Origin of the sequence: Achromobacter sp. ACRQX (assembly GCF_022346505.1) — a bacterium.
Lineage (GTDB): Bacteria > Pseudomonadota > Gammaproteobacteria > Burkholderiales > Burkholderiaceae_B > Achromobacter > Achromobacter animicus.
On record NZ_JAKRML010000032.1, the window covers coordinates 1 to 20,861 of the forward strand.

19 protein-coding genes are annotated in these 20,861 nt (G+C 66.0%); 5 read left to right on the top strand and 14 right to left on the bottom strand.

The annotated features are described in order from the left end of the window. Positions 1-766 precede the first annotated feature (766 nt). Positions 767-1,945: an MFS transporter gene (locus tag MHZ91_RS23100; protein ID WP_239215958.1), complete on the bottom strand. Its 1,179-nt coding sequence runs from the start codon at positions 1,943-1,945 to the stop codon at positions 767-769. A gap of 158 nt (positions 1,946-2,103) precedes the next feature. Between MHZ91_RS23100 and MHZ91_RS23105 the strand changes: the two genes are divergently transcribed. After that, the gene (locus tag MHZ91_RS23105) at positions 2,104-2,655 is read left to right on the top strand and encodes a Dps family protein (RefSeq protein WP_175121857.1); all 552 of its coding nucleotides are present in this window, start codon (positions 2,104-2,106) and stop codon (positions 2,653-2,655) included. An 89-nt stretch (positions 2,656-2,744) separates the two neighbouring features. Here the strand turns inward: MHZ91_RS23105 and MHZ91_RS23110 are convergent, their stop codons facing one another. Genes MHZ91_RS23110 through MHZ91_RS23120 form a run of 3 tightly spaced genes read right to left on the bottom strand, consistent with a single transcriptional unit; the run spans position 2,745 to position 5,075 of the window. Then, entirely contained in the window at positions 2,745-3,245 is a 501-nt protein-coding gene (locus MHZ91_RS23110) for a RidA family protein (protein WP_239215880.1), read from the bottom strand. Continuing rightward, entirely contained in the window at positions 3,233-4,114 is an 882-nt protein-coding gene (locus tag MHZ91_RS23115; RefSeq protein WP_175121855.1) for a PhzF family phenazine biosynthesis protein, read from the bottom strand. Before MHZ91_RS23115 ends, MHZ91_RS23110 begins: the two co-directional genes overlap by 13 nt. Beyond that, a complete protein-coding gene (locus MHZ91_RS23120; protein ID WP_239215881.1) occupies positions 4,107-5,075 on the bottom strand; it encodes a tripartite tricarboxylate transporter substrate binding protein in 969 nt (322 codons plus the stop codon). The genes MHZ91_RS23115 and MHZ91_RS23120 overlap by 8 nt, the downstream gene beginning before the upstream one ends. 217 nt (positions 5,076-5,292) lie before the next feature. Here MHZ91_RS23120 and MHZ91_RS23125 point away from each other — a divergent pair, with 217 nt between their 5' ends. After that, positions 5,293-6,090 (top strand): helix-turn-helix transcriptional regulator, encoded by a 798-nt coding sequence (locus tag MHZ91_RS23125; RefSeq protein WP_175121854.1) that lies wholly within the window; start codon positions 5,293-5,295, stop codon positions 6,088-6,090. A gap of 51 nt (positions 6,091-6,141) precedes the next feature. On the opposite strand, the gene MHZ91_RS23130 is transcribed toward MHZ91_RS23125, so the two are convergent. The 5 genes from MHZ91_RS23130 to MHZ91_RS23150 form a co-directional block, all read right to left on the bottom strand. After that, on the bottom strand, positions 6,142-8,547 hold the full coding sequence (locus MHZ91_RS23130; protein WP_239215882.1) for a TonB-dependent siderophore receptor: 2,406 nt from the start codon (positions 8,545-8,547) through the stop codon (positions 6,142-6,144). Positions 8,548-8,682: 135 nt separating this feature from the next. Then, positions 8,683-9,717: a FecR domain-containing protein gene (locus MHZ91_RS23135; RefSeq protein WP_239215883.1), complete on the bottom strand. Its 1,035-nt coding sequence runs from the start codon at positions 9,715-9,717 to the stop codon at positions 8,683-8,685. Positions 9,718-9,764: 47 nt separating this feature from the next. Further along, positions 9,765-10,271 carry a sigma-70 family RNA polymerase sigma factor gene (locus MHZ91_RS23140; protein WP_239215885.1) on the bottom strand — a complete coding sequence of 169 codons (507 nt, stop codon included), beginning with the start codon at positions 10,269-10,271 and terminating at the stop codon, positions 9,765-9,767. Between the two features lie 174 nt (positions 10,272-10,445). Continuing rightward, positions 10,446-10,946 (bottom strand): hypothetical protein, encoded by a 501-nt coding sequence (locus MHZ91_RS23145; RefSeq protein WP_239215887.1) that lies wholly within the window; start codon positions 10,944-10,946, stop codon positions 10,446-10,448. A 166-nt stretch (positions 10,947-11,112) separates the two neighbouring features. Beyond that, on the bottom strand, positions 11,113-11,994 hold the full coding sequence (locus MHZ91_RS23150; protein ID WP_239215889.1) for a LysR substrate-binding domain-containing protein: 882 nt from the start codon (positions 11,992-11,994) through the stop codon (positions 11,113-11,115). Between the two features lie 156 nt (positions 11,995-12,150). Between MHZ91_RS23150 and MHZ91_RS23155 the strand changes: the two genes are divergently transcribed. Then, positions 12,151-13,104, top strand: a complete 954-nt coding sequence (locus MHZ91_RS23155; protein WP_239215891.1) for a tripartite tricarboxylate transporter substrate binding protein — start codon at positions 12,151-12,153, stop codon at positions 13,102-13,104. 57 nt (positions 13,105-13,161) lie between these two features. Further along, a complete protein-coding gene (locus MHZ91_RS23160) occupies positions 13,162-14,535 on the top strand; it encodes an amidase (protein ID WP_239215892.1) in 1,374 nt (457 codons plus the stop codon). A gap of 113 nt (positions 14,536-14,648) precedes the next feature. Here MHZ91_RS23160 and MHZ91_RS23165 read toward each other — a convergent pair whose 3' ends face one another. After that, positions 14,649-15,800, bottom strand: a complete 1,152-nt coding sequence (locus tag MHZ91_RS23165) for an NADH:flavin oxidoreductase (protein WP_239215893.1) — start codon at positions 15,798-15,800, stop codon at positions 14,649-14,651. A gap of 1 nt (position 15,801) precedes the next feature. After that, entirely contained in the window at positions 15,802-16,197 is a 396-nt protein-coding gene (locus MHZ91_RS23170) for a RidA family protein (protein WP_175136739.1), read from the bottom strand. 145 nt (positions 16,198-16,342) lie between these two features. Between MHZ91_RS23170 and MHZ91_RS23175 the strand changes: the two genes are divergently transcribed. Next, positions 16,343-17,221 (top strand): LysR substrate-binding domain-containing protein, encoded by an 879-nt coding sequence (locus MHZ91_RS23175; RefSeq protein ID WP_239215894.1) that lies wholly within the window; start codon positions 16,343-16,345, stop codon positions 17,219-17,221. A 24-nt stretch (positions 17,222-17,245) separates the two neighbouring features. On the opposite strand, the gene cml is transcribed toward MHZ91_RS23175, so the two are convergent. The 3 genes from cml to MHZ91_RS23190 all read right to left on the bottom strand — a co-directional run bounded on the left by cml (position 17,246) and on the right by MHZ91_RS23190 (position 20,767). After that, the gene (gene cml / locus MHZ91_RS23180; RefSeq protein ID WP_239215895.1) at positions 17,246-18,433 is read right to left on the bottom strand and encodes a CmlA/FloR family chloramphenicol efflux MFS transporter; all 1,188 of its coding nucleotides are present in this window, start codon (positions 18,431-18,433) and stop codon (positions 17,246-17,248) included. Positions 18,434-18,604: 171 nt separating this feature from the next. After that, on the bottom strand, positions 18,605-19,633 hold the full coding sequence (locus MHZ91_RS23185; RefSeq protein WP_239215896.1) for an RNA methyltransferase: 1,029 nt from the start codon (positions 19,631-19,633) through the stop codon (positions 18,605-18,607). Positions 19,634-19,645: 12 nt separating this feature from the next. Further along, positions 19,646-20,767, bottom strand: a complete 1,122-nt coding sequence (locus MHZ91_RS23190) for a GGDEF domain-containing protein (RefSeq protein ID WP_239215897.1) — start codon at positions 20,765-20,767, stop codon at positions 19,646-19,648. Positions 20,768-20,861 lie beyond the last annotated feature (94 nt).

Here is a 20,861-nt window from a genome sequence, read left to right on the forward strand (position 1 = left end):
CTCCAATACGGGGGGGGGGGCGGTGATGGGCGGCGCGCGGCGACGGACAATGTCAGCTTGCCGACCCGTACGCGCGCCGCCCATCGGGCACTGGAGTTCAATTGACGATTAATGGATAGCAGATCAAATGGCGCTGATGATTCGGGTGTCAGACACCCGAATCAGTCTTACAAATGCGCCGGGGGTGCTGCTGCCGGTGTCAGACACCCGAATCAGTCTTACAAATGTGCCGGTGGTTGCTGCTGCCGGTGTCTGACACCCTGTGGAGGTGAACTCAGCATGACGCCCATCTCACGAGGGTGTCAGACACCTCGCCCAGAAGCCGCCACACGCGAAGCGTCATCGCCCCGACGTAAGACAGCGCGTAAGCCCACGAAGGCCGCCCGCGCGGCCGTCCGGGGGCGGGCACCGCAAGACGCTTCTCGACCACCCCGCCGTATGCAAGAACCTAAAGAACCCAACTCGCCCCAGCGCCCGCAAAGATCAAGCAATCCGAGCCCGGTGTGGCGTGGGCCTGGGGTGGGCGGGGCGTTTAGATGCGCCCGGCGGAAACCGAAGGGAGCCGAAGGCGGACGAGGTTGAGCACGGGGCAGTCCGGAGCGAAGGCTCCGGACCGCAATCGGAGCCCCGCCCACCCCAGGCCCACGCCGCGCCGGGCGTCCCAAGAACGCCGACCATCGCCAGCAATCCGCACCCGTCAAACCCCAAAAACACAAACCAAAAAATCACATGCGTAGATATAAAAAGCGCGAAAAAGATACTGCCGTCACTCCGTACTCCGCTTCCGCAGCTTCTCCGAATAAATCACCAGCGGCACTGCTCCGGCAGCGCATATCGCCATGACCAGGAACCCGCCAGGTGCATAGGCCCGGTACAGAGCGCCGCCCAGCTGGATGCTGGCGAACATGAAGACGCCGCCTGAAAGCATGGCGTAGAGGGCGATGGCGGACGTTTTGCATGCCGCCGGTACGCGGCGAGTGATGTACCACATGATCGCGGCGTTGTTGCCCGCCAGGGTGAAGCATTGCAGCAATTGCAGGCCCGCGATAATCGCAGGATCCGTGGTGGCGGACAGTCCCGTCCAGCGAATGGCGGTCATGACGGCCGATGTCAGAATCAGCCATTGCGCGCCTGTGCGAGCCAGAATGCGCGGCGCTAGAAAAAAGAACAGAACTTCGCTAGTCACCCCCACCACCCACAGCAGCGAGATCATCGCCGTCGACAACCCGTTCGCGGTCCAATGCAGCGTGGAGTACGAATACAGAAAGCCGTTGCTCGCCTGCACCAGCGACGCGGCCGCGATGCACATCAACAAAGGGCGGTCGCGCAGGACCTCGCGCATCGGCAGGCGTACGCGATCGACGGGGGCGTCAACCGCAGCCGGTCGAGCCGCCCGCGGCAGCAGGCGCACGCAGGCCAGGCACGCGACGATCAGCAGGATCGACAGCCACATCACCCAGTCCGTGTCGAACGTCTTGATCAGATAGCCGCCTGCCACCGTCACCGTGGCAAATCCCAGCGACCCGCACGCGCGCATCACCGTATAGGAATTGCCTTGTCCCCGCCCGCTTGCAATCGCCATCCGGTCCATCAGCGGCAGGACGGCGGGAAACACCGCGTTCAGCAGCAACGTGATTGCCAGCAGCCAAGCTGAACTCTGGCTGAACGGGTAGCACAGGAAAAGCGCCAGCGATGCCGCCAGCGCCGATGCGATCAGCGCGTGAGCGCGGCCTGTCTGGTCCGCCACGTGCGCCACGATCGGCGTCGACAGGATTTTGGGCAGGAACGACGTGGCGACGATCAGCCCGATCAGCGCCGGGTCCAGTCCCCGGCTCGCGAACCACAACGGCAGAAACGGGATGCTTACGCCCTGCAAGCCGTAGTACAGGAAATAGAACCCGTGCAACGCGATGGCGCCTTGCCTGGCGTCGGGATTGCCGCGCATGGTGGTGAGGGAAGCTGGGAGATGCGAAGCGGCGTAGCATACTCCTTCGTTGTGCCGGCCATTGGCAAAGCGCAGCCGGAGATTTACGCTGTGCCTCGCGGCCGGCTGCAAGTGCGCCGCGAACGTGTTTTCCGATTTCTAATCAGGAGCTGCGATTCATGGCCAAGAAACTGAATGAGAAGACCACCAAGGCGCTGAAGGACCGCCGCAAGGCGCCGCTGGCGACGCCCACCGACCTCGCCGCTGAGGCCACCCGCGACATCTCCGCCGCGCTGAACCAGATACTGGCCGACGTGTTTGCGCTGTATCTGAAGACCAAGAATTTTCATTGGCACATCAGCGGTCCCCACTTCCGGGACTACCACCTGCTGCTGGACGAGCAGGGTGATCAGCTGTTCGCCATGACCGACCCCCTCGCCGAACGCATCCGCAAGATTGGCGGCACCACGCTGCGGTCCATCGGGCATATTTCGCGGTCGCAGCGCATTGCCGACAACGACGCCGACTACGTGCAGCCGCTGGACATGCTGGCCGAACTGCGCGAAGACAACAAGGTCCTGGCGGCCGCGCTGCGCGAAGCCCACAACGTCACCGACGAGCATCGCGACATCGCCAGTTCCAGCCTGATCGAAAACTGGATCGACGAGACCGAGCGGCGCACGTGGTTCCTGTTCGAAGCCAGTCGTCAGGGTGACGCGACGGGGCATTGAGTCTGGCCGCCGAAGCGGCGGGGCAGCCGTACCGTTATCGTCGTATCAGTGCCGCCCGCCCGACAGCGCGGGCGGGTTGGCTTGGCGGGTCAGCCGCGGTCGTCCAGCAGCGCGCTGATTTCGATTTCCGCCCAACTGCGGCCGGGCAGGCTGGTTACTCCCACCGCACTGCGTGCCGGACGCGGCATATGCGGGAATGCCGCTTCCAGCACTGCTGATGCACCGTCCAGCACCGCACTGTGGTCTTCAAATTCTGCCTCGCTGCGCAGATAGCCGCGCAATTGCAGCACGGCGCGCACGCCGTCCAAATTGCCGCCGCAGGCTTCGCGCAGAGCGCTCAGCGCACTCAGCGCCGCGTGTGCACAGGCGGAGCGGGCGGCGTCCAGATCGACGCCAGGCCGGCATATCCCCACGATCGGTGTGCCGTCCCGCCGGCTGGCTTGGCCGCTGATGCAGACCAGTGTTGCGCCGGTCAGGGCCGCCAAGTGGTAGGGCGCATAGGCGCCGCGCGGAACGGGCGCCGCAGGCAGGCGCCAGCCGGCCGCAGCCAGCCGCGAGTCGGACGTGCCGCCAGCGGTCACCGTATCCATTGCGTCTCGCCGCTCAGCCAACAGCCGGGGGCGTCCGCGCGCCGGCGCAACTGGATCGCCGACGGCGAGCCCATGGCCACGCCTTGGCGGACCGTGTACACCCCGTCCGCCGGCACGCTGCCCGTCTCGTTCAGGTAACCCCACAAGGCCGCGGCGGCGATGCCGGTGGCGGCATCCTCGGGGTAGCCGGACGCCTTGGGAAATTGCCGCGCGCTGGCGCCGTCCGCGCTCAGCGCATAAGGGTAGAGGCCGGTTGAGCCAATGGCTTCGCAGATGTCCCGCATCGCATCGAAGTCCGGCGCCAAGGCATCCAGGTCGGCCACGGCCGGCAATCGCACCAACGTCTTCACGCGGCTGGTGCTGGCATTGATCATGTGCAGGCCCGGCAAGTGGGGGTCGATACGCAGCACGGTGGCGATCGCGCGGCATTGCGCGGGCGTGAGCGCGGATGTGGCGACGGCTGGTTGCGACACCCAGGCGCGATTGCCAGCCTCGTCCCATTCGATGTCCACGCTGCCGCTCAGGGTCTGAACGCGGGCGCGCGGCGTGCTCCAGCGTTGCCATTGCCGCAGCGCCCAGAGCGTCCCTACGGTCGCGTGGCCGCACATCTCCATTTCGTGGCCGGGCACGAAGAATCGCAGTTGGCACAGGTGGTCATCGCGGTCGGCCGGCACCACGAAGGACGACTCGTGGCCGTGATGCGCGGCCAGCGCCTGCATGTCGGCCGCCGACATGCCGCGCGCGTCAAGCACCAACGGCACCGGATTTCCGCCTTGCAGGGGCTGGGACGGATCGACGAATACGCGCAGCAGGGCCGCCTGGCCGGCGGGAGGCTGGGCGGGGACGAGGTTGGGGTGAAGGTCAGTCAAACTGGACTCCGGTCTTGGTGATGAGGTCGCCCCAGAAGGCGAGGTCTTGTGAGACGGTTTGGGTCAGCGCCTCTGCCGTGCCGGGTTTGACGTCCACGCCCTTGGCGGCCAGATCGGCGGCAATGGCCGGGTCCCGCAGCACCGTATTCAGGGCAAGGTTCATCTTTTCCACGATGGTCGGCGGCGTGCCCTTGGGAAAGGCCAGGCCGTACCAGAGCGATTGCGTGTAGGCCGGCATGCCCTGGGCCGCGAAGGTGGGGACGTTGGGCAGGATGGGGGTGGCGCTGGTGGTCGCCACCGCAATCAGCTTGCCGCTCTGCACGAAGGGCGCCAGGCCCACGGGGTTATCGAACATGATGTCGACCTGACCGCCGATCAGATCCGTGTAGGCGGGCGCCGCGCCACGGTAGGGAACGTGCGTCAGATCCAGTTTCTCGTCCTTCTTGAACATCTCGCCCAGCAGGTGCGACACCGTACCGGCGCCCACCGACGCATACGTGCCGACGGAGCGCGCTTTCAACGCGCCGACCACTTCGGGAAGTGTGGCCGCCTTCAGGGCCGGCTGCACTGCCAGCACATAGGGCGACGTCCCGATGAAGCCGATGTAATCGAAATCCTGGGCCGGCTTGTACGGCAGGTTCTTGTACAGGTGGGCGGCAAGCGCGGTGGTGCTGGTCGTGACGGCCAGCGCGGTGTAGCCGTCCGGCTTGGCGCGCGCGGCCTGGCCCGAACCCACGGTGCCGCCCGCGCCGCCGGCGTTCTGGATGATCACGGTCTGCTTTAATTCGCGCGTCAACGCCGGCTGCAGCGTGCGCACCACCAGATCCGTGCCGCCGCCGGCCGGGAAGGGGACGATCAGCGTGATCGGCTTGTCCGGCCAGGCGGGTTGAGCCAGGGCGCTGGCCAGCGGCAGGGTAAGCAGGGCGGCGGACAGCAACGCCGACGGAAGTGTGCGAATCATGGATTTCCCCTTGTGTGTTTGTTGAATGACCCAGATCGTAGGCAGCGGCCGAGCTGGCGGCGAACCGCGACGCGACAGTAGCCGATCCCAAGCGCGACAAGGGAAACCACGCGCCCGCGCCGGGCTTGCATGAAAACGGCCGCGCGCCGATACTGGCCCAACGCCCAATCTTGCCGCTGCCGGGCAACGCCCAGCGCACCACACGCCCGCACTCTCCATGTCGCGTTCCGTCCCGCTTTCCTCCAAACAGGACCTCATCGCCCAGACAGGTTTCGCCCTGGCGGCCAGCCGGCAGCCGCGCTATGCCTTCCATTGGCATGAGCACGACTGCGCCATGCTGCTTTGGCCGCGGGCCGGCGCCCTGGACAGCGCCTGGCGGGACGAGGCCGGCGCCCGCCGCCGCTGCCGGCTGGTGCGGGGCCAGGCGTTGCTGCTGCCGTCTCATGTCGAGCACAGCACGCGCGCCGAGAGCATCTCGCAACAGCATGGCGAACTCTATCTGGCTCCGGAATTGCTTCGGGCCTGCCGGGCGGGGGGCGTGCTGCAATTGGATGGCGCGGCGCAGGCCATGCTGGATGCCCTCTGGAAGCCGGCATTGTCGGCGTCGGCGTTGCCGATGCTGGTGGAGGCATTGATCACCCAACTGGATGCGACGCACCGGATCCACGGCCAGATCATTACGCCGCAGGCGCCGCTACCGCTGGCGCGGCAATGGCTGGAACTGTTGCGCGAGCGGCTGGAAGCGGGGCAGCCGTTGCCGGCGATCGCCGATTCGGCCAGCGTGCTCGGCGCCACCACCCGTACGCTGCAGCGCGCCTGCATGGAGACCTACGGCCAGTCTCCGATTTCATTGCGCCGCATGGTCCTGGCGCAGGCCGCGCGCCAGCGGCTTGCGATGGGCGAACCGGCGGCAAGAGTCAGCGCCGAACTGGGTTTTTCCAGCAGCGGCCACCTGGGCCGGCTGCTGCGCGCGGTCGATCCTTCATCAGAAACCGGCATCGCCACGCAACCCTGAACGGGCAGGCAGCGGGGCGGCGCGAATCCCGGTTTGCGACACGAACGCGGCCTACCAGTTGACGCGCGCCGTCAGCGTGATGTTGCGCTCGTCGCCGTAATAGCAGGTGTAGGGGCACGCGGCCACGTAGGTCTTGTTGGCCAGGTTCTTCACGTTCAGCGCGAACTGCCACTTGTCCAGTTGATAGCGCACCGCGGCGTCATACGTGGTGTACGACGGTATCGGCATTTCGTTGATTTCCTGGCGGCCCACATAGCGCACGCCCACGCCCGCGCTCAGGCCCGGCACGGACGAAAACCGGTAGTCCATCCAGAGCGATGCCATGTTGCGAGGAACCGATTCGGGCCGCGCTCCTTCGTTGCCGAAGTTGCTTTTGACCACGCGCGCGTCCGTGGTTGCCAGGGCGGCCACCAGGTCCAGTTGCCGGTTCAGGCTGGCCCGGGCCTCGATTTCCGCGCCTTTCGAGCGGACTTCGCCTGTCTGCACCAGGAAGCCCACGTGATTGGGGTCGCTGGTCAGGACATTGCGTTGGGTAATTTCGTAGAGCGCGAACGTGATCGACGCATCTACGCCCTTGGGTTCGTACTTCAATCCGATCTCGTGCTGCACGCCCGTGGTCGGCTTGAAGGGATTGGCGGCGAAGTCCAGTCCCGTCACGGGTTGGAACGACTTGCTGTAGCTGTAGTAGGGCGCCAAGCCGTTGTCGAACAGATACATCAGGCCGACGCGCGGCGTGAAGGCGTGGGAGTTCTGTGCGCCCGTGCCCGGCGTCGACTCGGTACGCACGGAGTCGTAGCGCCCGCCCAGCAGCGCGATCCAGCGTTCGTTGAACTTGATCTGGTCCTGCGCGTAGAAGCCCAGTTGGCGCGTGCTGTCTTCGCCATAACCGGTGGGGCCGAGGTCCGGCCGGGCGCCATAGACGGGGTGGTACAGGTTCAGCGGCGCGATGGAGCCGGATTTCTGGGCGCGCGAGAACTCGTTCTTGCTCCAGTCGATGCCGAACAGCAGCGTGTGTTCAAAGCTGCCGTGGCGCAGCTTGCCCAGCAATTGGTTGTCCACGGCCAGCCCCTTGTCGGTGTCGTACCGCGTCAGGGCATAGCGGGTGGCCAGGGCCGGGTCCGACGCGTCCACGCGCGTGTCTACCCCGGCGTACTGATTGTCGGCCCGCTGCTTGTAGGTCAGCAGATTCTGGCGCACCTTCCAGTCGTCGTTCAGCTTGTGTTCGAGCAGGTAGCCCAGCGTGGCGCCCTTTGTGACATAGCGGTCGAAGTCCGGTTCGCCAACGAAGCGCGTGCGCGAAATGCGGCCGTTGGGGTTGGGCAGCAGGGTGCCTTCCAGGGGCTTGCCCACATCGTAGGGGCTATCGGTGCGGCTGTAGCTGGCCAGGAACGTGATCAGCGTGGCATCGCTGATCTGCCACTCCAGCGCGCCGGCCAGCGAGGTGCGGTCGTTGTTGATGTAGTCGACCATGCTGTCGCTGTTGCGCGCCAGTCCGGTGAGGCGATAGCGGACATTGCCGTCCTCGGTGACCGGACCGCCCAGGTCCATCGCAATTTGCTTCTTGTTCCAGCTTCCGGTCTGCAATTCGAGCTCGCGCAGCGGCTCCGCCGTGGGGCGCTTGCTGACCAGATTGATGATGCCGCCGGGTGCGGCCTGCCCGTACAGGATCGAGGCCGGCCCTTTGAGCAGCTCGATGCGTTCGAAGTTGTAGGGCTCGATGGCGCCGCTGAGCGAGTTGATGGGGAACTTGGTGCCGTTCAGGTACAACGGAGCCGCGCCGGTCACGTTGAAGCCACGGATCGTGAAGCCCGTGCCGATGTGCCTGAGCGCCCCGCCTTCCAGCGACTGGACGCTGGCGGTGTAGCCCAGTGCCTGGTCCAGCGAGTCCGCCGCCTGCGCGACAACCTGGTCGCGCGGAATCACCGATACGGACTGAGGCGTTTCATGCAGTGCCGTGTCCGTCTTGGTGGCGGTTGCGCTGCGCCGGGCCACAAACCCTTGCACCGGGCCGAAAGCGGATTCCTCGGCAACGCCCGTCACCGTCACCGCGGGCAGGGTCTGCGCGGCGTCCTGGCCCGGCTGACTGCCGGGCACCGGACGCAGGATGTAGCCGCCATTCGGCTGTGGGCGGGCAGCCAGTCCGGTGCCGGCCAGCAGCCTGGCCAGCGCCTCGGGCGCGTCAAAGCTGCCCTGCAAGCCGGGACTGCGCTTGCCCGCGATGTCGGTCGCCGAATAGGACAACATCAAACCGCTTTCGAGGGCGTAGCGGGTTAGGGCGCTTTCCAGCGATCCGGCGGGGATCGCGTAGCTTTTCGCGCTGGCCTGGGCCTGTACGGCATCCGTTCCGGCCGACAGGGCGATGCCCGATGCTGTGAGCCAGAGGGCGCGGCTTGCCGCCAGCGCGAGGGTATTGCGTGCGATGAGGCGCGCGGCGCGCCGAGACTGACGGGGGGGCATGATAGGTCCGGTTTCCGGTGAAAAAATGTGGCTTCTATTAGGTTTGCCACTTGGGAAACGGAAACCCCTCATGTTGGCGCGAAAAATTTTTGGGGTCGATGAATAGCGCGGCGAGTCGAGGCGGCCTGCGCGGCGCTAGGCGTCACGCAGGCGCACGGTGATCCAATAGCGCGTCACCTGGTCGACCTCGATCGGATGCGTCCGGCGCAGCATGTCCAGCACCCGGTCGGTGTCGTCCAGCGGATAGATGCCCGAGACCTTCAGGCGACCGGCAGCGGGGTCGCAGGCCAGCCGGCCGGGCACATACCGGGCAAGCTCCGCAATGAAGTCGGACAGCGGCATGTCCTGCGCGACCAGCATGCCCACAGACCATGACGCATCGCGCGGGTCCGCCACCCGCGTGGCGCCGACGGCGTCGCGGGTGAACGACGCCTGTTCGCCCGCGTGAACGACGCGCGGCGCATCCGCCTGGTGTTCGGGGCGGATCTCCACGGCGCCCTCGAACACCGCGACGTGGCTGCGGCCAGGGAACTGGCGCACGCTGTAGCGCGTGCCCAGGGCGCGCACGCGGCCTTGCGCCGTTTCCACCAGAAAAGGACGGGCAGGGCGCCCGGCCCGGGATGCCGGGTCGGGCGCGGTGGCGATCAGGATCTGGCCGTGCAGCAGGCGGACCAGGCGCTGCGAGCCGTCAAACCGGACATCGATGGCGCTTGCCGTGTCCAGGTCGATGCGGCTGGCGTCGGCCAGCAGCATGCTCGTGCGTTCCCCGGCTGCGGTGTGGTGATCGGACTGCCAGTCCTGCCAGCCGCGCCACATGTTATCGCGCGCCAGCCAGGCGCCGCCGCCGGCAAACAGCGCCACCGCCAGCGCCTTGACGGCCTGGCGCCGCGCGGGACGGTTCCGGCCCTCGCGCGTCAGCGCGCCGCGTACGAGCGGCGTGTTCAATCCGCGCAACTGCTGGCCAAAGGTCTCGATGTGCCGCCAGGCGCGCTCGTGGTCGGGGTCTGCCTCGCGCCAGCGCCGGCAGGCCTCGCGCGTGGCGTCGCTGGCGTCGGGCGCCTGCAGGGCGACCAGCCAGTCCACGGCGCGCAGACTGACGCTGGCGGGCAATGGCGGGCCCTCAAGCTGGGGGAAGGCCGTCGGGCTCGAGTCCGCGGGCGAGTTGGGCATGGGTAAGGGGGCGTTCTTGATACAGGCGGCTGCGGCCGTGCCGATGCTCAGGCGCCGAAGAAGCAAAGGTGCGCGGCCTTAGCGATATAGCGCTGCACGGTGGCCAGGGAGACGTTCAGCGTGGCGGCGATGTCGGCCTGCTTCATGCCTTCCAACTGAGACAGCAGGAACGCCCGGCGCACGGGAGCGGCTAACGTATCCAGGCGGCGGTCCAGTTCGACCAGGGTTTCAAGCAGGATGGCGCGCGTTTCGGGGCCGGGCGTTTCAAGCTCGGGCAGGTCGGCCAGGGTGGCCAGGTAGGCTTCTTCGATCCTGCGGCGCCGCATGAAATTGGACACCACGCCTTGGGCCACGGTAGTGAGCAGCGCGCGCGGCTCGCGCACCTCGACGGTGTCGCCGAGGACCAGGAGGCGCATGAAGGTGTCGTGCGCAAGATCGGCAGCATCGGATGAATTTCCCAGCCGCCGCCGCAGCCATCCTTTCAGCCAGCCATGGTGATTCGCGTACAGGACATCGATGCCCTGTTGCGGCACTGCAAACTCAGTCGCGGACATTCTGCCTCCAGCGCGTCGCGGGGCTGGAGAATCCCGGCACCGTGAAAAATGAGAATCATCCGCATTCTAAGAGAAGCCGCGATGTGACGACAAGCGGCAGCTCACTACCCGGCAGCCGCCCGCCTGAGCACGCTGTGGCGCGTGCTCGGGCGGAGTCTTCACAGGCCGGGAATATCAGCTCTGCCTGGCGAAGCCGCCCGCTGCCCATTCCGACGCCCGCTGCACGTTCAGCTTGTACGTCGGCGGCACGCGGATCTGCGCGAGCTGATCGCCGAATTCGTCGTAGGCGCTGAGCGTGGCATAGGGCTCGTCCTCGTCGGGCACGATGTCCAGCTTGATGGTCAGGCGACCTTCGTCGGTGTCGATCTTCACGCTTTTGTGCAGCGTGGCGTGCAATTGCTGCTCGTGGCGGCGCAGGACTTCGTTGGCCGTCTTGACCAGGGTGTGGAAGGCCGGCGCGTCGAGCGGCTTGGGGTTCTTCTTGTCGCGGCCCATGGTCCACGGGCCGATCAGCGCGGGCTCGGCCTGTCCGTCCAGCGTCATTTCGACGGCCCAGCCGTCGTCGTCTTCGTTCTTGATGACGCGCGCGGTCCAGCCGTCGTCGCGCCAGAGCCTGGCTTCCTGTTCCTTGGGCGCGTCGGAAATATCGGTGTCCGGCGTGGAAGTGTCGTTCACTGCGGTACTGCTCCTGGATTCGTTGATGCGCGGCGATGACGCCGCGGGCCTTGAGGGCGACCCAGCACTGTAGCCTACTGCGCGGGCGAGACGGGGTCGCGCGGGTGGCAAGGTTGTCCACCCAAGCTGGCGCCGCGCTGCGAGTGGGGCGATACGCCTTGCGGGGTCAGATCGCGCAGGACGCCGCCCAGACGCGAAACTGCGTGAGTTCGGGCGACGGCCTGCGGTAATCCTCGGGTGGCAGCACGAAGTAATAGCTTTGCGCGCCCAGATCCACGGTCAGGCCGAACGGCGCAACCAGCCGGCCTTCGTCCAGTTCCTTCTGCACCAGCGGCTTTTGCGCGATGGCCACGCCATACCCTTCCAACGCGGCCTCGTACGCCAGCGCGGACGACTCGTAGCGCAAACCGCGCGACACATCGATCTCTGTCAGACCGGCCGCCCGCAGCCAGATCTCCCAGTAGTCGGGCCGGGCCAGCGTATGCAGCAGGATCTCGCCTTTCAGGTCGGCGGGCGTGCGCAGCCGGGCGCATTTGTCGGGGATGCAGACGGGAAGCAACTCATTGACCATCAGCTTGTAGCTGACGAGGCCCCGCCAGCGCCCGTCGCCCATGCAGATGCCGGCGTCGACTTCCTCGCGCTCGAAATCCGGCGGGTCCACGGCGGTGTGGAGCTTGACGTCGATGTCGGGATATTGGCGGTGAAATCCGGAAAGGCGCGGAAGCAGCCAGCGCATGGCCACGCTGTGCGGCGCCTTGATGACGAACTGGCGCCGGCGCGAGCGCTCGCCCAGTTCGGACGTTGCGCGCTGCAGCCCGCCGAACAGCCGCGCGATATCGGCGTGATACCCCGCGCCCATGGTGGTCAGCACGATGCGGCGGTGCTGGCGCAGGAACAGGCGGAGCCCCAGGTGTTCCTCCAGCAGGCGGATCTGCCGGCTGACGGCGGCGGGCGTCACGCTGAGTTCCTCGGCCGCGCTGGTGATGCTGCCCAGGCGGCCGACGACCTCGAAACAGCGCAGCGCATTGAGCGGAGGCAGGGCGGTCATCGCGGCGGTTCGGTTAACAAAAAGTTAAGTGTGCCATAGATAAAGTCGTTTGAACCCCGCCCCGCAAGCGCCCAAGATGGCACGGCCGCCTGACTTCGCGGCCAAGAACAGCACAAGGGGAAATTCATGTTCAGAACGTTGGTTCGACGGATTGGAATGGCCGCCCTCTGCGGCGCCGCGGCGCTGGCCGGAACTGTGGCGGCGGCCGACTATCCGCAGCGGCCCGTCAGCATCGTGGTGCCGACCACGCCCGGCGGCACCGCCGACATCCTTGCCCGCCTCATCGGCCCGCGGCTTGCGCAGCGCTGGGGCCAAGCCGTCGTGGTGGAGAACAAGCCGGGCGCGGGCACCCTCATCGGCGCCGACTACGTGGCCCGCGCCAAGCCCGATGGCTACACCTTGATGCTGACCTTCAACGAACTGGCCACGCTGCCCGCCTTGAATCCGAATGCCAAGCTGGATGTCGAAAATGGCCTGGCGCGTATCGGCAAGATCGGCAGCCTGCCGGTCCTGGTCCTGACCCGGCCCGGCATCGACGATGCCGATCTGGCCACGCTGATCAAACGCTTCCGCGCCGAACCGGGCAAGTACACCTACGCGTCCAACGGCTCAGGTTCGTCGCTGCAGCTGTTCACCGAGATCTTCAAGCGCGAGGCCGGCGTGGACGTGATGCACGTGCCTTACCGGGGCGCGCTCGAGGCCTCGATGGCCGCTATCGGTGGCGAGGTGGACCTGCTGGTGCAGTTCGCGTCGGGCAACGTCATCAACCATGTGAAAGGCGGCAAGCTCAACGCCTACGCCGTGGCGTCGCCGCAGCGCCTGGAAGCGCTGCCCGCCGTGCCCGATGCCCCCGAAGCCGGCTTGCCCGGCCTGCGCCTGGAGGCCTGGTACGGACTGTTTGCGCCCGCCGGCCTTCCCGACGACATCAAGCTGAAGATCAACCGCGACCTGAACGAGGTGCTGGCCGAAACTGCGATCCAGGAGCGCTTAAAGGGCATCAATCTGCTGGTGCAGCCGGGCACGCCGGCCGAATTCGATACGTTCTTCCGCGCCGAATATGCCCGATGGAGCGCATTGATTCGGACCCTCGGCATCAAAAGCAGCGAATAAATGCAGCGAATAAATGCAGCGAACTAATGCCGCAAATAAGACCACCGGAGCCACCCCTTGACCTACGATCCCAGCACCCACACCTCGCTGACGTTTCATGACGCCCGCGCCAACTTTGCCGACCGCCGCGACACGCCACGGGACTACCTGGAACGCTGCCTGGAGGTGATCGCCACGCGGGAGGGCCAGCTCAAGGGCTGGGTCGTCCTGAACGAGGAGGGCGCGCGCGCCGCGGCCGACGCCAGCGCCCAGCGCTACCGAGACGGCCGTCCGCTTTCGGCAATCGACGGCATGCCCGTTGGCATCAAGGACCTGATCGAAACGCGCGACATGCCGACGCAGATGGGCTGCGCCGCCTTTGACGGCAACTTCCCCAAGAACGACAGCGCCGTCGTGCGCGCGCTGCGCGATGCCGGCGCGATCATTCTGGGCAAGACGGTCACCACGGCGCTGGGGTTTCTCGACCCCGGTCCGACGACCAATCCGTTCGATCCCCGCCGCACGCCGGGCGGCTCGTCCAGCGGGTCGGCCGCCGTCGTGGGCGCCAATATGGTTCCCATGGCCATCGGCTCGCAGCTCGTAGGCTCCGTCTTGCGGCCCGCCAGCTACAACGGCAACTGGGCCTTGAAGCCGACGTTCGGCGCGCTCAATCGCGGCGAGCGGCTGGGGCTGAGCCAGGCCCATATCGGCATCCACGCCAATTCCGTCGAGGACATGTGGACGGCGGCCGCCGAAATCGCCCAGCGCGCGGGCGGCGACCCGGGACATCCGGGCCTGTATGGTCCGCTGCATCCGCCGGCGGCCCAGAAGCCCACGCGGCTGGTCGCGCTGGAAACCGAGGGCTGGTCGCGCGCGGAACCGAATGCCCGTGCAGCGTTCGAGGCAAGCCTGGACAAGCTGTCCGGGCAGGGCGTGACGATCCTCCGACGCGGCGATTCGCTGCTGGTCGACGCGCTGGAGCGCGCCATCTCGCAAGCGGCGCCCCTGTCGCTGCGGCTGATCTCGTGGGAGCAGCGCTGGTCATTGGCCAATCTGGTCGCCAACCATCCGAACTCGCTGGGTCCCAGCCTGGTGCGGCAACTGGAAAGCGGCCGCGGCATGACGCTGGCTGAGTACCGCGAATGCCTGCTGCTGCGTGAACACGCGCGCCAGTGCCTGGCGGCCCTGGCCACGCAGTGCGATGCGCTCGTCAGCCTGAATGCCTGCGGCGCGGCGCCCATCGCGGCGGACATCCGCGACAGCAAATACCCGACGGGCGACGTTTCCTTTGCGTGCGCGTCGTCACTGCTGGGCGCGCCCGCGATCAACGTGCCGCTGATGGCCGTCGATGGCTTGCCGCTGGGGTTGCAGGTGATGGGGATGGCGCATGGCGATGCCGCGATCACCGGCATCGGGACGTGGATCCATCAGTCATTGCGGCCTGCGCGCTGAACCGCTGCCGGCGGGGTCGGGTCGGTGCGGCAATCAGACCCGGCCGGCGTGAGCGATTGGACACGCCGACCTGTCTCGCCGACTGATCTCGTCCACGGGATCTCGCCGGCTGATCACGCAGCCTGAGCCTGCGCGCGATGGCCGACCGCGTTGTCCAGGTCGGCAATCGGCGCAAGCAGGCCCCGGTCGAATTCCTCCTGTGGCTTGCCGGTGCGCAGTCTGACCGGCCAGTCGGCATGCGTGAGCGCGCCGCGTCCCAGCGAAACGAAGTCCGCCTCCTGCCGGGCGATCAGGCCTTCGGCCCGCGTGGAGTCATGCAACGAACCATTGGCCAGCACCGGCACCGGGACATGCTTGCGCGCCAGCGCCGCCAGGCTTGGACCGGCCTCGCCGAATGCGGGGCGCCAGGCCTCGAACTCGGTGGTGTGCAGGTAATCGACGGGCTGCGTGCCCAACGTGCTGAAGATCCGCACGGCCTCGTCCTGGCCGCCCGTCCACTTGTGGGTGAAGTCGTTGACCTTGCCCTGCGAACTGCGCACGCCCACGACAAAGTCCGCTGTCGTCGACTGCCGCACCGCCTGGATGACGTCCAGGGTCAGACGCAGGCGGTTTTCCACGCTGCCGCCGTAGCGATCCTCGCGCAGGTTGGTGTGGGCAGTGAGGAACTGATCAAGCAGATAGCCGTTGGCGCCGTGTATCTCCACGCCGTCGAATCCCGCCGCCTGCGCCCGGCGCGCCGCCTGCGCAAAGCCGTCGACCGCCTCGGCAATCTCATCGATCGTCATCGCTTCCGGCATCCGGTAAGGCCCTTGGCCGCGGTAGAAGGTCATCTGCTGTCCCGCCGGTTGCACGGCCGAAGGTCCCTTGGTCCGGGACCGATGCGGATTGCCCTGCGACAGCGCGCCCGCATGCATCAGCTGCGCAATGATGCGTCCACCCCGCGCATGCACACGATCCACCACGGGTCGCCATGCCTCACGCTGCGCATCGTCCGACAGACCGGGCTGGAACAGGTAGCCCTGCGCATGCGCCTTGTCCGTATAGATGCCTTCGGTGATCACCAGGCCAAAGCCGCCAGCGGCGAAGGCCTCGTAGTAGTCGGCCATCTGCGCCGTGGCTCGGCCGTCCGCCGTGGCGCTGACGCGTGTCATGGGAGCGACGGCCAGCCGGTTGGGCAGGTTCAGCGCGCCCACGCGCAGCGGCGTGAACAGCATGGCGGGAAGCGTCGGCGCGTTGGTCTGCAGACGATTGTCGAGCGTGGTCATGTCACTGGCCCTCCGGTTGGCGGACCGCCGCGATGGCTTCGATCTCGATCATCGCGGCCGGATCGTACAGGGCCTTGATCTCGGCAATGGTGTCGGCCGGGTAGGGCGCCGAGAAGAACTTGCGGCGCAGCGCCACCACGTCGTCGAAATGCCCCATATCGGTGACAAAGATCGTGACCTTGATGACGTCTTTCAAGCTGGAACCGCCGGCTTCCAGCGCGCGGCGCAGGTTCTGGAAGGCTTGCTCGCCTTGCGCCAGAAAGCCGCCGTCCACGATCTTCCCGTCGTCGGCGGCGCCTGCCTGACCCGAAATGAAGAGCAGATTGCCGAACTGGATGCCTTGCGACAGCAGGAAAGGCGCGTAGTTGTCGGGCTGGGTGATGACTTGTTTGAGCATGATGCGAATTCCTTCATCTATGACCGGCGGAATTGGGGGAGTGGTGTGCCGGCGAGTGAAGACAATGTAGGGCGCTGTCGAACCGGTGACAAAGGTTTGTTTGTCAGCTATAAGACGAGAAAAATTCATCCATAGGCAACCGCCCATGCAACGCCGATCCCTTCCGCTCTCTGCGCTGCGCGCCTTCGAAGCCGCCGCCCGTCTGGGCAGCTTCAAGGCCGCCGCCGAGGAACTTGCCGTCACCCCGACTGCCGTCAGTCATCAGATCCGCGCGCTTGAAGCCGGGACGGGTCTCGCGCTGTTCGATCGCCAGGTGCGCAAGGTCACGTTGACCGAAACCGGGGCGCAGCTGTATCCCGTGCTGCGCGACGGCTTCGACAAGTTCGAGGCGACCTTGTCGCGGCTGACGCAACAGCGCACGCGGGCGCAGGTCAGCATCTCGGCCACCAATGCCTTTACCGTGAAGTGGCTGGTGCCGCGCATGGCCGATTTCCGCCGCCAGCATCCCGACATCGACCTGCAATTGCAGGCGAGCGACGACCTTGTCGATCTGCGCTCGTCCTCGGTTGATATCGCGATCCGGTATGGGCGGGGTCCGTATCCCGGGCTGGTGACGCAGCCGTTGTTCACCGATCGATTCGGACCGGTCGCCAATCCGCGCCTGGGCGTTGTCTCGCCGGACGATCTGGCGCGGGTGCCGTTGATCCGCTTCGACTGGAAACGCGCGCAACCCGAGAATCCGACGTGGGAGCGCTGGTTTGCGGTGGCCGGGCGTCCGCTGCCGCCCGAGGCCGGGCAGTTGCGGTTTTCAGATGAAGGGCACGCCATACAGGCGGCGGTGGCGGGGCACGGGATTGCGTTGGTCAGCCTGGCGCTGGTGGACGATGAGCTGCGGGCAGGGCACCTGGTGCAGCCGTTCGGGCCCGAGATCGAGGGGCATACGTATCACCTGGCGATGTTTGGGGAGCGGGACGCGTCGGTGGCCGTGCAGGCGGTAGCGGGGTGGCTGCGGGCGCAGGTGTGAAAGATGCGACATGCTGGCTGCGCCTTATCTGTTTTTCAAGGCGGCGTAGCCCGCCATGCTGACGCAAGCCATGACGAGGCAATAGCCAACCAGCGGCCGCACGGTGGCGCCATCCAGCGTCATCACCAGCAGCGTCCCCAAGCCGCTGACGATGATGCTCTGAATACCGTAGTACCAGGCGACGGCCGTGCCCGCCGCCTTGGCAAAGTCCTGAAGTGCGCCGTTGGCCGTCACGCCTACCACGATCACGATGCCTGCGGCGATCATCCACATGGGCAGGATGAAGGCGATGAACATGGCCTCCGTGATCGCCGATAGCAATGCCAGCACGATCGCCCCGCCTGCGATGACCGAGACGCCGCGGACAAAGCACCCAGGAATGCCCCACCTCTTGGCGAACGTTCCGATATGGCGCGTGGTGAAAATCATCACCAGCGCGACCGACGAGAAGGCCAGGCTGAATCCAGGTTGCCCCCAGCCTGCACGATTGATCAGTACGCGCGGTGCGATCGAGAAGAAGACGAAGAAAGCACCCATCGCCGTCGCAAAGCCGGTGGTATAGACCCAAAAGGAAAGATTTCCCAGGATGGAGACGACAGACCGATCTTGCGGTGTGCAAGGGGTGGTACGGGTCTCGGGCCATCGGAACCACGCGTGAACGAATATCAGCGCTGCCAATGCGCCAAGCGAGGTGAAGATCGCGCGCCACCCCAACGTCAGCGCGATGATCGCGCCAAGTAGCGGTCCGACAGCCGGCACAAACGCCAGAATTGAGCTGAACAACCCGTAAATGGTGGTGCCTTCGGGCCGGTCTGCGTAAACATCCCGGACGGTCGCAAACATGCCGACGAGCGCCGCCGAAGCGCCAAGCGCCTGAAGAACCCGAAACCCGAGGAAAGCACCGCCTTCATGCGTGGCCGCCAGCAAGAACGACGCAACGGCAAACATCGCCGCACCGCCCAGCACGATCGGGCGCCGCCCAAACCTGTCCGACATCGGCCCGAAGATCAACTGCCCCAGGCCAAGAACCAGCATGTAAGCGGTCAGCGTCAACTGAACGAGCGCGGGCGACGTGCCGAGCGCGGCCGGCATCAGCGGCACCACCGGCAGATACACGTCCATGGCGAGGGAGGCGATGAGATCGATTGGAACCATCAACGCCAGCGTGTACGGCAGGGAATACGCCCAAACAGGCGCAGAGTTAATAGGCATGACAAAACATCCGCACAGAGATATTGATCTGGCGGCGATCTGCCTGCTGATGACATGAAGACCGAGGACTGACCGCCGCAACAACTTACTGACGAGGTTGTTGCGGCTCAGCGATCTGTGGAGGGGCCTGCTCCCATTGGCGCGCTATCGGAAAAGGTGAGTGCCGGTATTCTATCTGCGGAACTCAACCACCTGCGCCGCGCCGACTGCACGCGCGCGCAACTGGCCACAGCCGCCGTCCACGTCCTGCCCGGCGCTGTTCCTGACCTTGGCCAGCACGCCACGGCCGTGCAGATGGCGGACGATCTCGCGGATGCGCTCGGCATCAGGGCGCTGGTAGTCATCGCCCTCGAGGCTATTGAACGGGATGACGTTCAGCACACCGTACTTGCCCTTGAGCAGACGCACGACGGCATCGAGTTCGTCGTCGCCGTCGTTGATGCCCTTGAGCAGCGTCCATTGATACTGGATCGGGTAATCCGTGTCGCGAGCGTATTGTTCGCCCAGTTCAATCAGGGCTTCAGGCGTGATTTTTGGCGCGCGCGGCAGCAGGTGTGCACGCAGGTCGGCCTTGGTCGTGTGCAGCGACAGCGCCAGCGCCGGTTTGACGCGTTGTTTCGGCAGGGCGTCGAACACCCGCTGATCGCCCACGGTCGAGAACACGAGGTTCTTGTGGCCAATATTGCCTTCCGTGCCGAGCAGGTCGATGGCTTCGAGCACGTTGTCCAGGTTGTGCGCGGGTTCGCCCATGCCCATGAAGACAACCTTCTTCACCGCACGCTGACGCCGCGCCAGCACGACCTGGGCAAGGATTTCCATGCTCGTGACCTGGCGGATCAGCCCGCTCTTGCCGGTCATGCAGAAGCGGCAGCCGACCGCACAGCCAACCTGCGTGGAAACGCACAGCCCATCGCGCGGCAACAGCACGCTTTCCACCATCTGCCCGTCGGCCAGTTCGACAAGCAATCGCGAGCCGTCGCTGCCCGCGTGTTCGGAGCGGATCCGGGCAAGACCGTCCAGTTCCGCCGTCACCTCGGGGATGGCGTCACGTAGGGCCAGAGGCAGGAAGTGTTCGGCGCTACGCCGCCGGGTCCCGGTGTCGAGCGCTTGCCCGTTCAGCCAGACGCGCACGACCCGGCCACGGTGAACGGGCAGGGCGCCAAGAGCGGTGAGACGATGGGTGAAGTCGGAAAAGCGCATGGGGGGCGGATTTTACTCTGCCTCGACCCGGTTCCGGCCCGCCCGCTTGGCTTGATACAGTTTGGCGTCAGCCCGCCGATACATGACTTCCCAGGACTCGGCGCGATCCGTGTGCGCCGCGCCCGCGCTGATCGTGACCGGCGCTTCGTCGCTCGGATCCCGCACGCTCTGTTCAACGGCTGCGCGCAGGCGCTCCGCGCAGCGCAGGGCCTCGGGCGGCTCGGTGGCCGGCAGGAAGATGCCGAATTCCTCGCCGCCAATGCGCCCGAGCACGTCGTGCTTGCGCACCGCGTCGTTGAGGGCCTTGGCCACTTGCTTGAGCACGTTGTCTCCGCTTTGGTGGCCATGCAGGTCGTTGATGCGTTTGAAGTTGTCGACATCGCAGACGATGAGCGCCACCGCAGCGTTGCCATTCGATATGAGCGATCGGACGCGCGCTTCGAAGCCCCGCCGGTTATAGACGCCGGTCAGCCAATCGTTGTCGCCTTCCTTACGGACCTCGTCAATGGCGTCGGCGGCGATCGCAACCAGCAGCGTGAGCGCCAGCGCGACGCTGAATACCGCAAGCGAAAGCTGCAACATCTGCCAAAACGGCGAGTCGGCAAAGGCAAGGGCGCCTTGTGGCGCCAGCGTCCCCATACTCAGCAGTGTGCGCGGAAGAAAATGCAGGCCGAAAAGCAACACCACAAAGAAAAGCGCCTTGTCGATCGGACGCTGACGCGAAGATCGCCGCATGCGCCACGCGGCAAAGCAGAACAGCAGTCCGAAGCCCGCATTCAGCACATAAACGCGGACGAGCAGGTTGCGATCGATGTAGAAGAAGTACCAGAGCGCGCCCATGATGGCCGCCGCATACAGGCCAAATGCGGCCCAGGGCACGCGAATGCGTGCGCGTTCGAGAACGCCCTGCACCACCAGACATCCTGCAGCCGTGTATAGAAAACCCGAGACGAGCGCATTGAGACCCGTGTCGCGGGGTACGTACAGGACTTGTGAAATCGCCCCACAGGCAAATGTCATACAGCCTGCGGCAAGGTGCAGCAGGAAGCGTTTGCGTTGGAAGAAGAACCAGATGGCCAGGAAGGTAAGCCCGAAGATCAGCAGCAGTGCTGGCGCGATCAATGACAACGTCACTCGGACTTGCGAACCTACCATCGGGGCCTCGGGCGAAGCGGCAGCGCGTCTTGCGCGCGGGCCAAATTTCGAGAGTTAATGGTGTCCGAAGGGC

Excerpts from the sequence above, each read along its gene's own strand:
- MHZ91_RS23100 (WP_239215958.1), bottom strand. The coding sequence starts at position 1,945 with ATGCGCGGCAATCCCGACGCCAGGCAAGGCGCCATCGCGTTGCACGGG.
- MHZ91_RS23105 (WP_175121857.1), top strand. The coding sequence starts at position 2,104 with ATGGCCAAGAAACTGAATGAGAAGACCACCAAGGCGCTGAAGGACCGC.
- MHZ91_RS23110 (WP_239215880.1), bottom strand. The coding sequence starts at position 3,245 with ATGGATACGGTGACCGCTGGCGGCACGTCCGACTCGCGGCTGGCTGCG.
- MHZ91_RS23120 (WP_239215881.1), bottom strand. The coding sequence starts at position 5,075 with ATGATTCGCACACTTCCGTCGGCGTTGCTGTCCGCCGCCCTGCTTACC.
- MHZ91_RS23125 (WP_175121854.1), top strand. The coding sequence starts at position 5,293 with ATGTCGCGTTCCGTCCCGCTTTCCTCCAAACAGGACCTCATCGCCCAG.
- MHZ91_RS23130 (WP_239215882.1), bottom strand. The coding sequence starts at position 8,547 with ATGCCCCCCCGTCAGTCTCGGCGCGCCGCGCGCCTCATCGCACGCAAT.
- MHZ91_RS23135 (WP_239215883.1), bottom strand. The coding sequence starts at position 9,717 with ATGCCCAACTCGCCCGCGGACTCGAGCCCGACGGCCTTCCCCCAGCTT.
- MHZ91_RS23140 (WP_239215885.1), bottom strand. The coding sequence starts at position 10,271 with ATGTCCGCGACTGAGTTTGCAGTGCCGCAACAGGGCATCGATGTCCTG.
- MHZ91_RS23150 (WP_239215889.1), bottom strand. The coding sequence starts at position 11,994 with ATGACCGCCCTGCCTCCGCTCAATGCGCTGCGCTGTTTCGAGGTCGTC.
- MHZ91_RS23155 (WP_239215891.1), top strand. The coding sequence starts at position 12,151 with ATGGCCGCCCTCTGCGGCGCCGCGGCGCTGGCCGGAACTGTGGCGGCG.
- MHZ91_RS23165 (WP_239215893.1), bottom strand. The coding sequence starts at position 15,800 with ATGACCACGCTCGACAATCGTCTGCAGACCAACGCGCCGACGCTTCCC.
- MHZ91_RS23170 (WP_175136739.1), bottom strand. The coding sequence starts at position 16,197 with ATGCTCAAACAAGTCATCACCCAGCCCGACAACTACGCGCCTTTCCTG.
- MHZ91_RS23175 (WP_239215894.1), top strand. The coding sequence starts at position 16,343 with ATGCAACGCCGATCCCTTCCGCTCTCTGCGCTGCGCGCCTTCGAAGCC.
- cml (WP_239215895.1), bottom strand. The coding sequence starts at position 18,433 with ATGCCTATTAACTCTGCGCCTGTTTGGGCGTATTCCCTGCCGTACACG.
- MHZ91_RS23185 (WP_239215896.1), bottom strand. The coding sequence starts at position 19,633 with ATGCGCTTTTCCGACTTCACCCATCGTCTCACCGCTCTTGGCGCCCTG.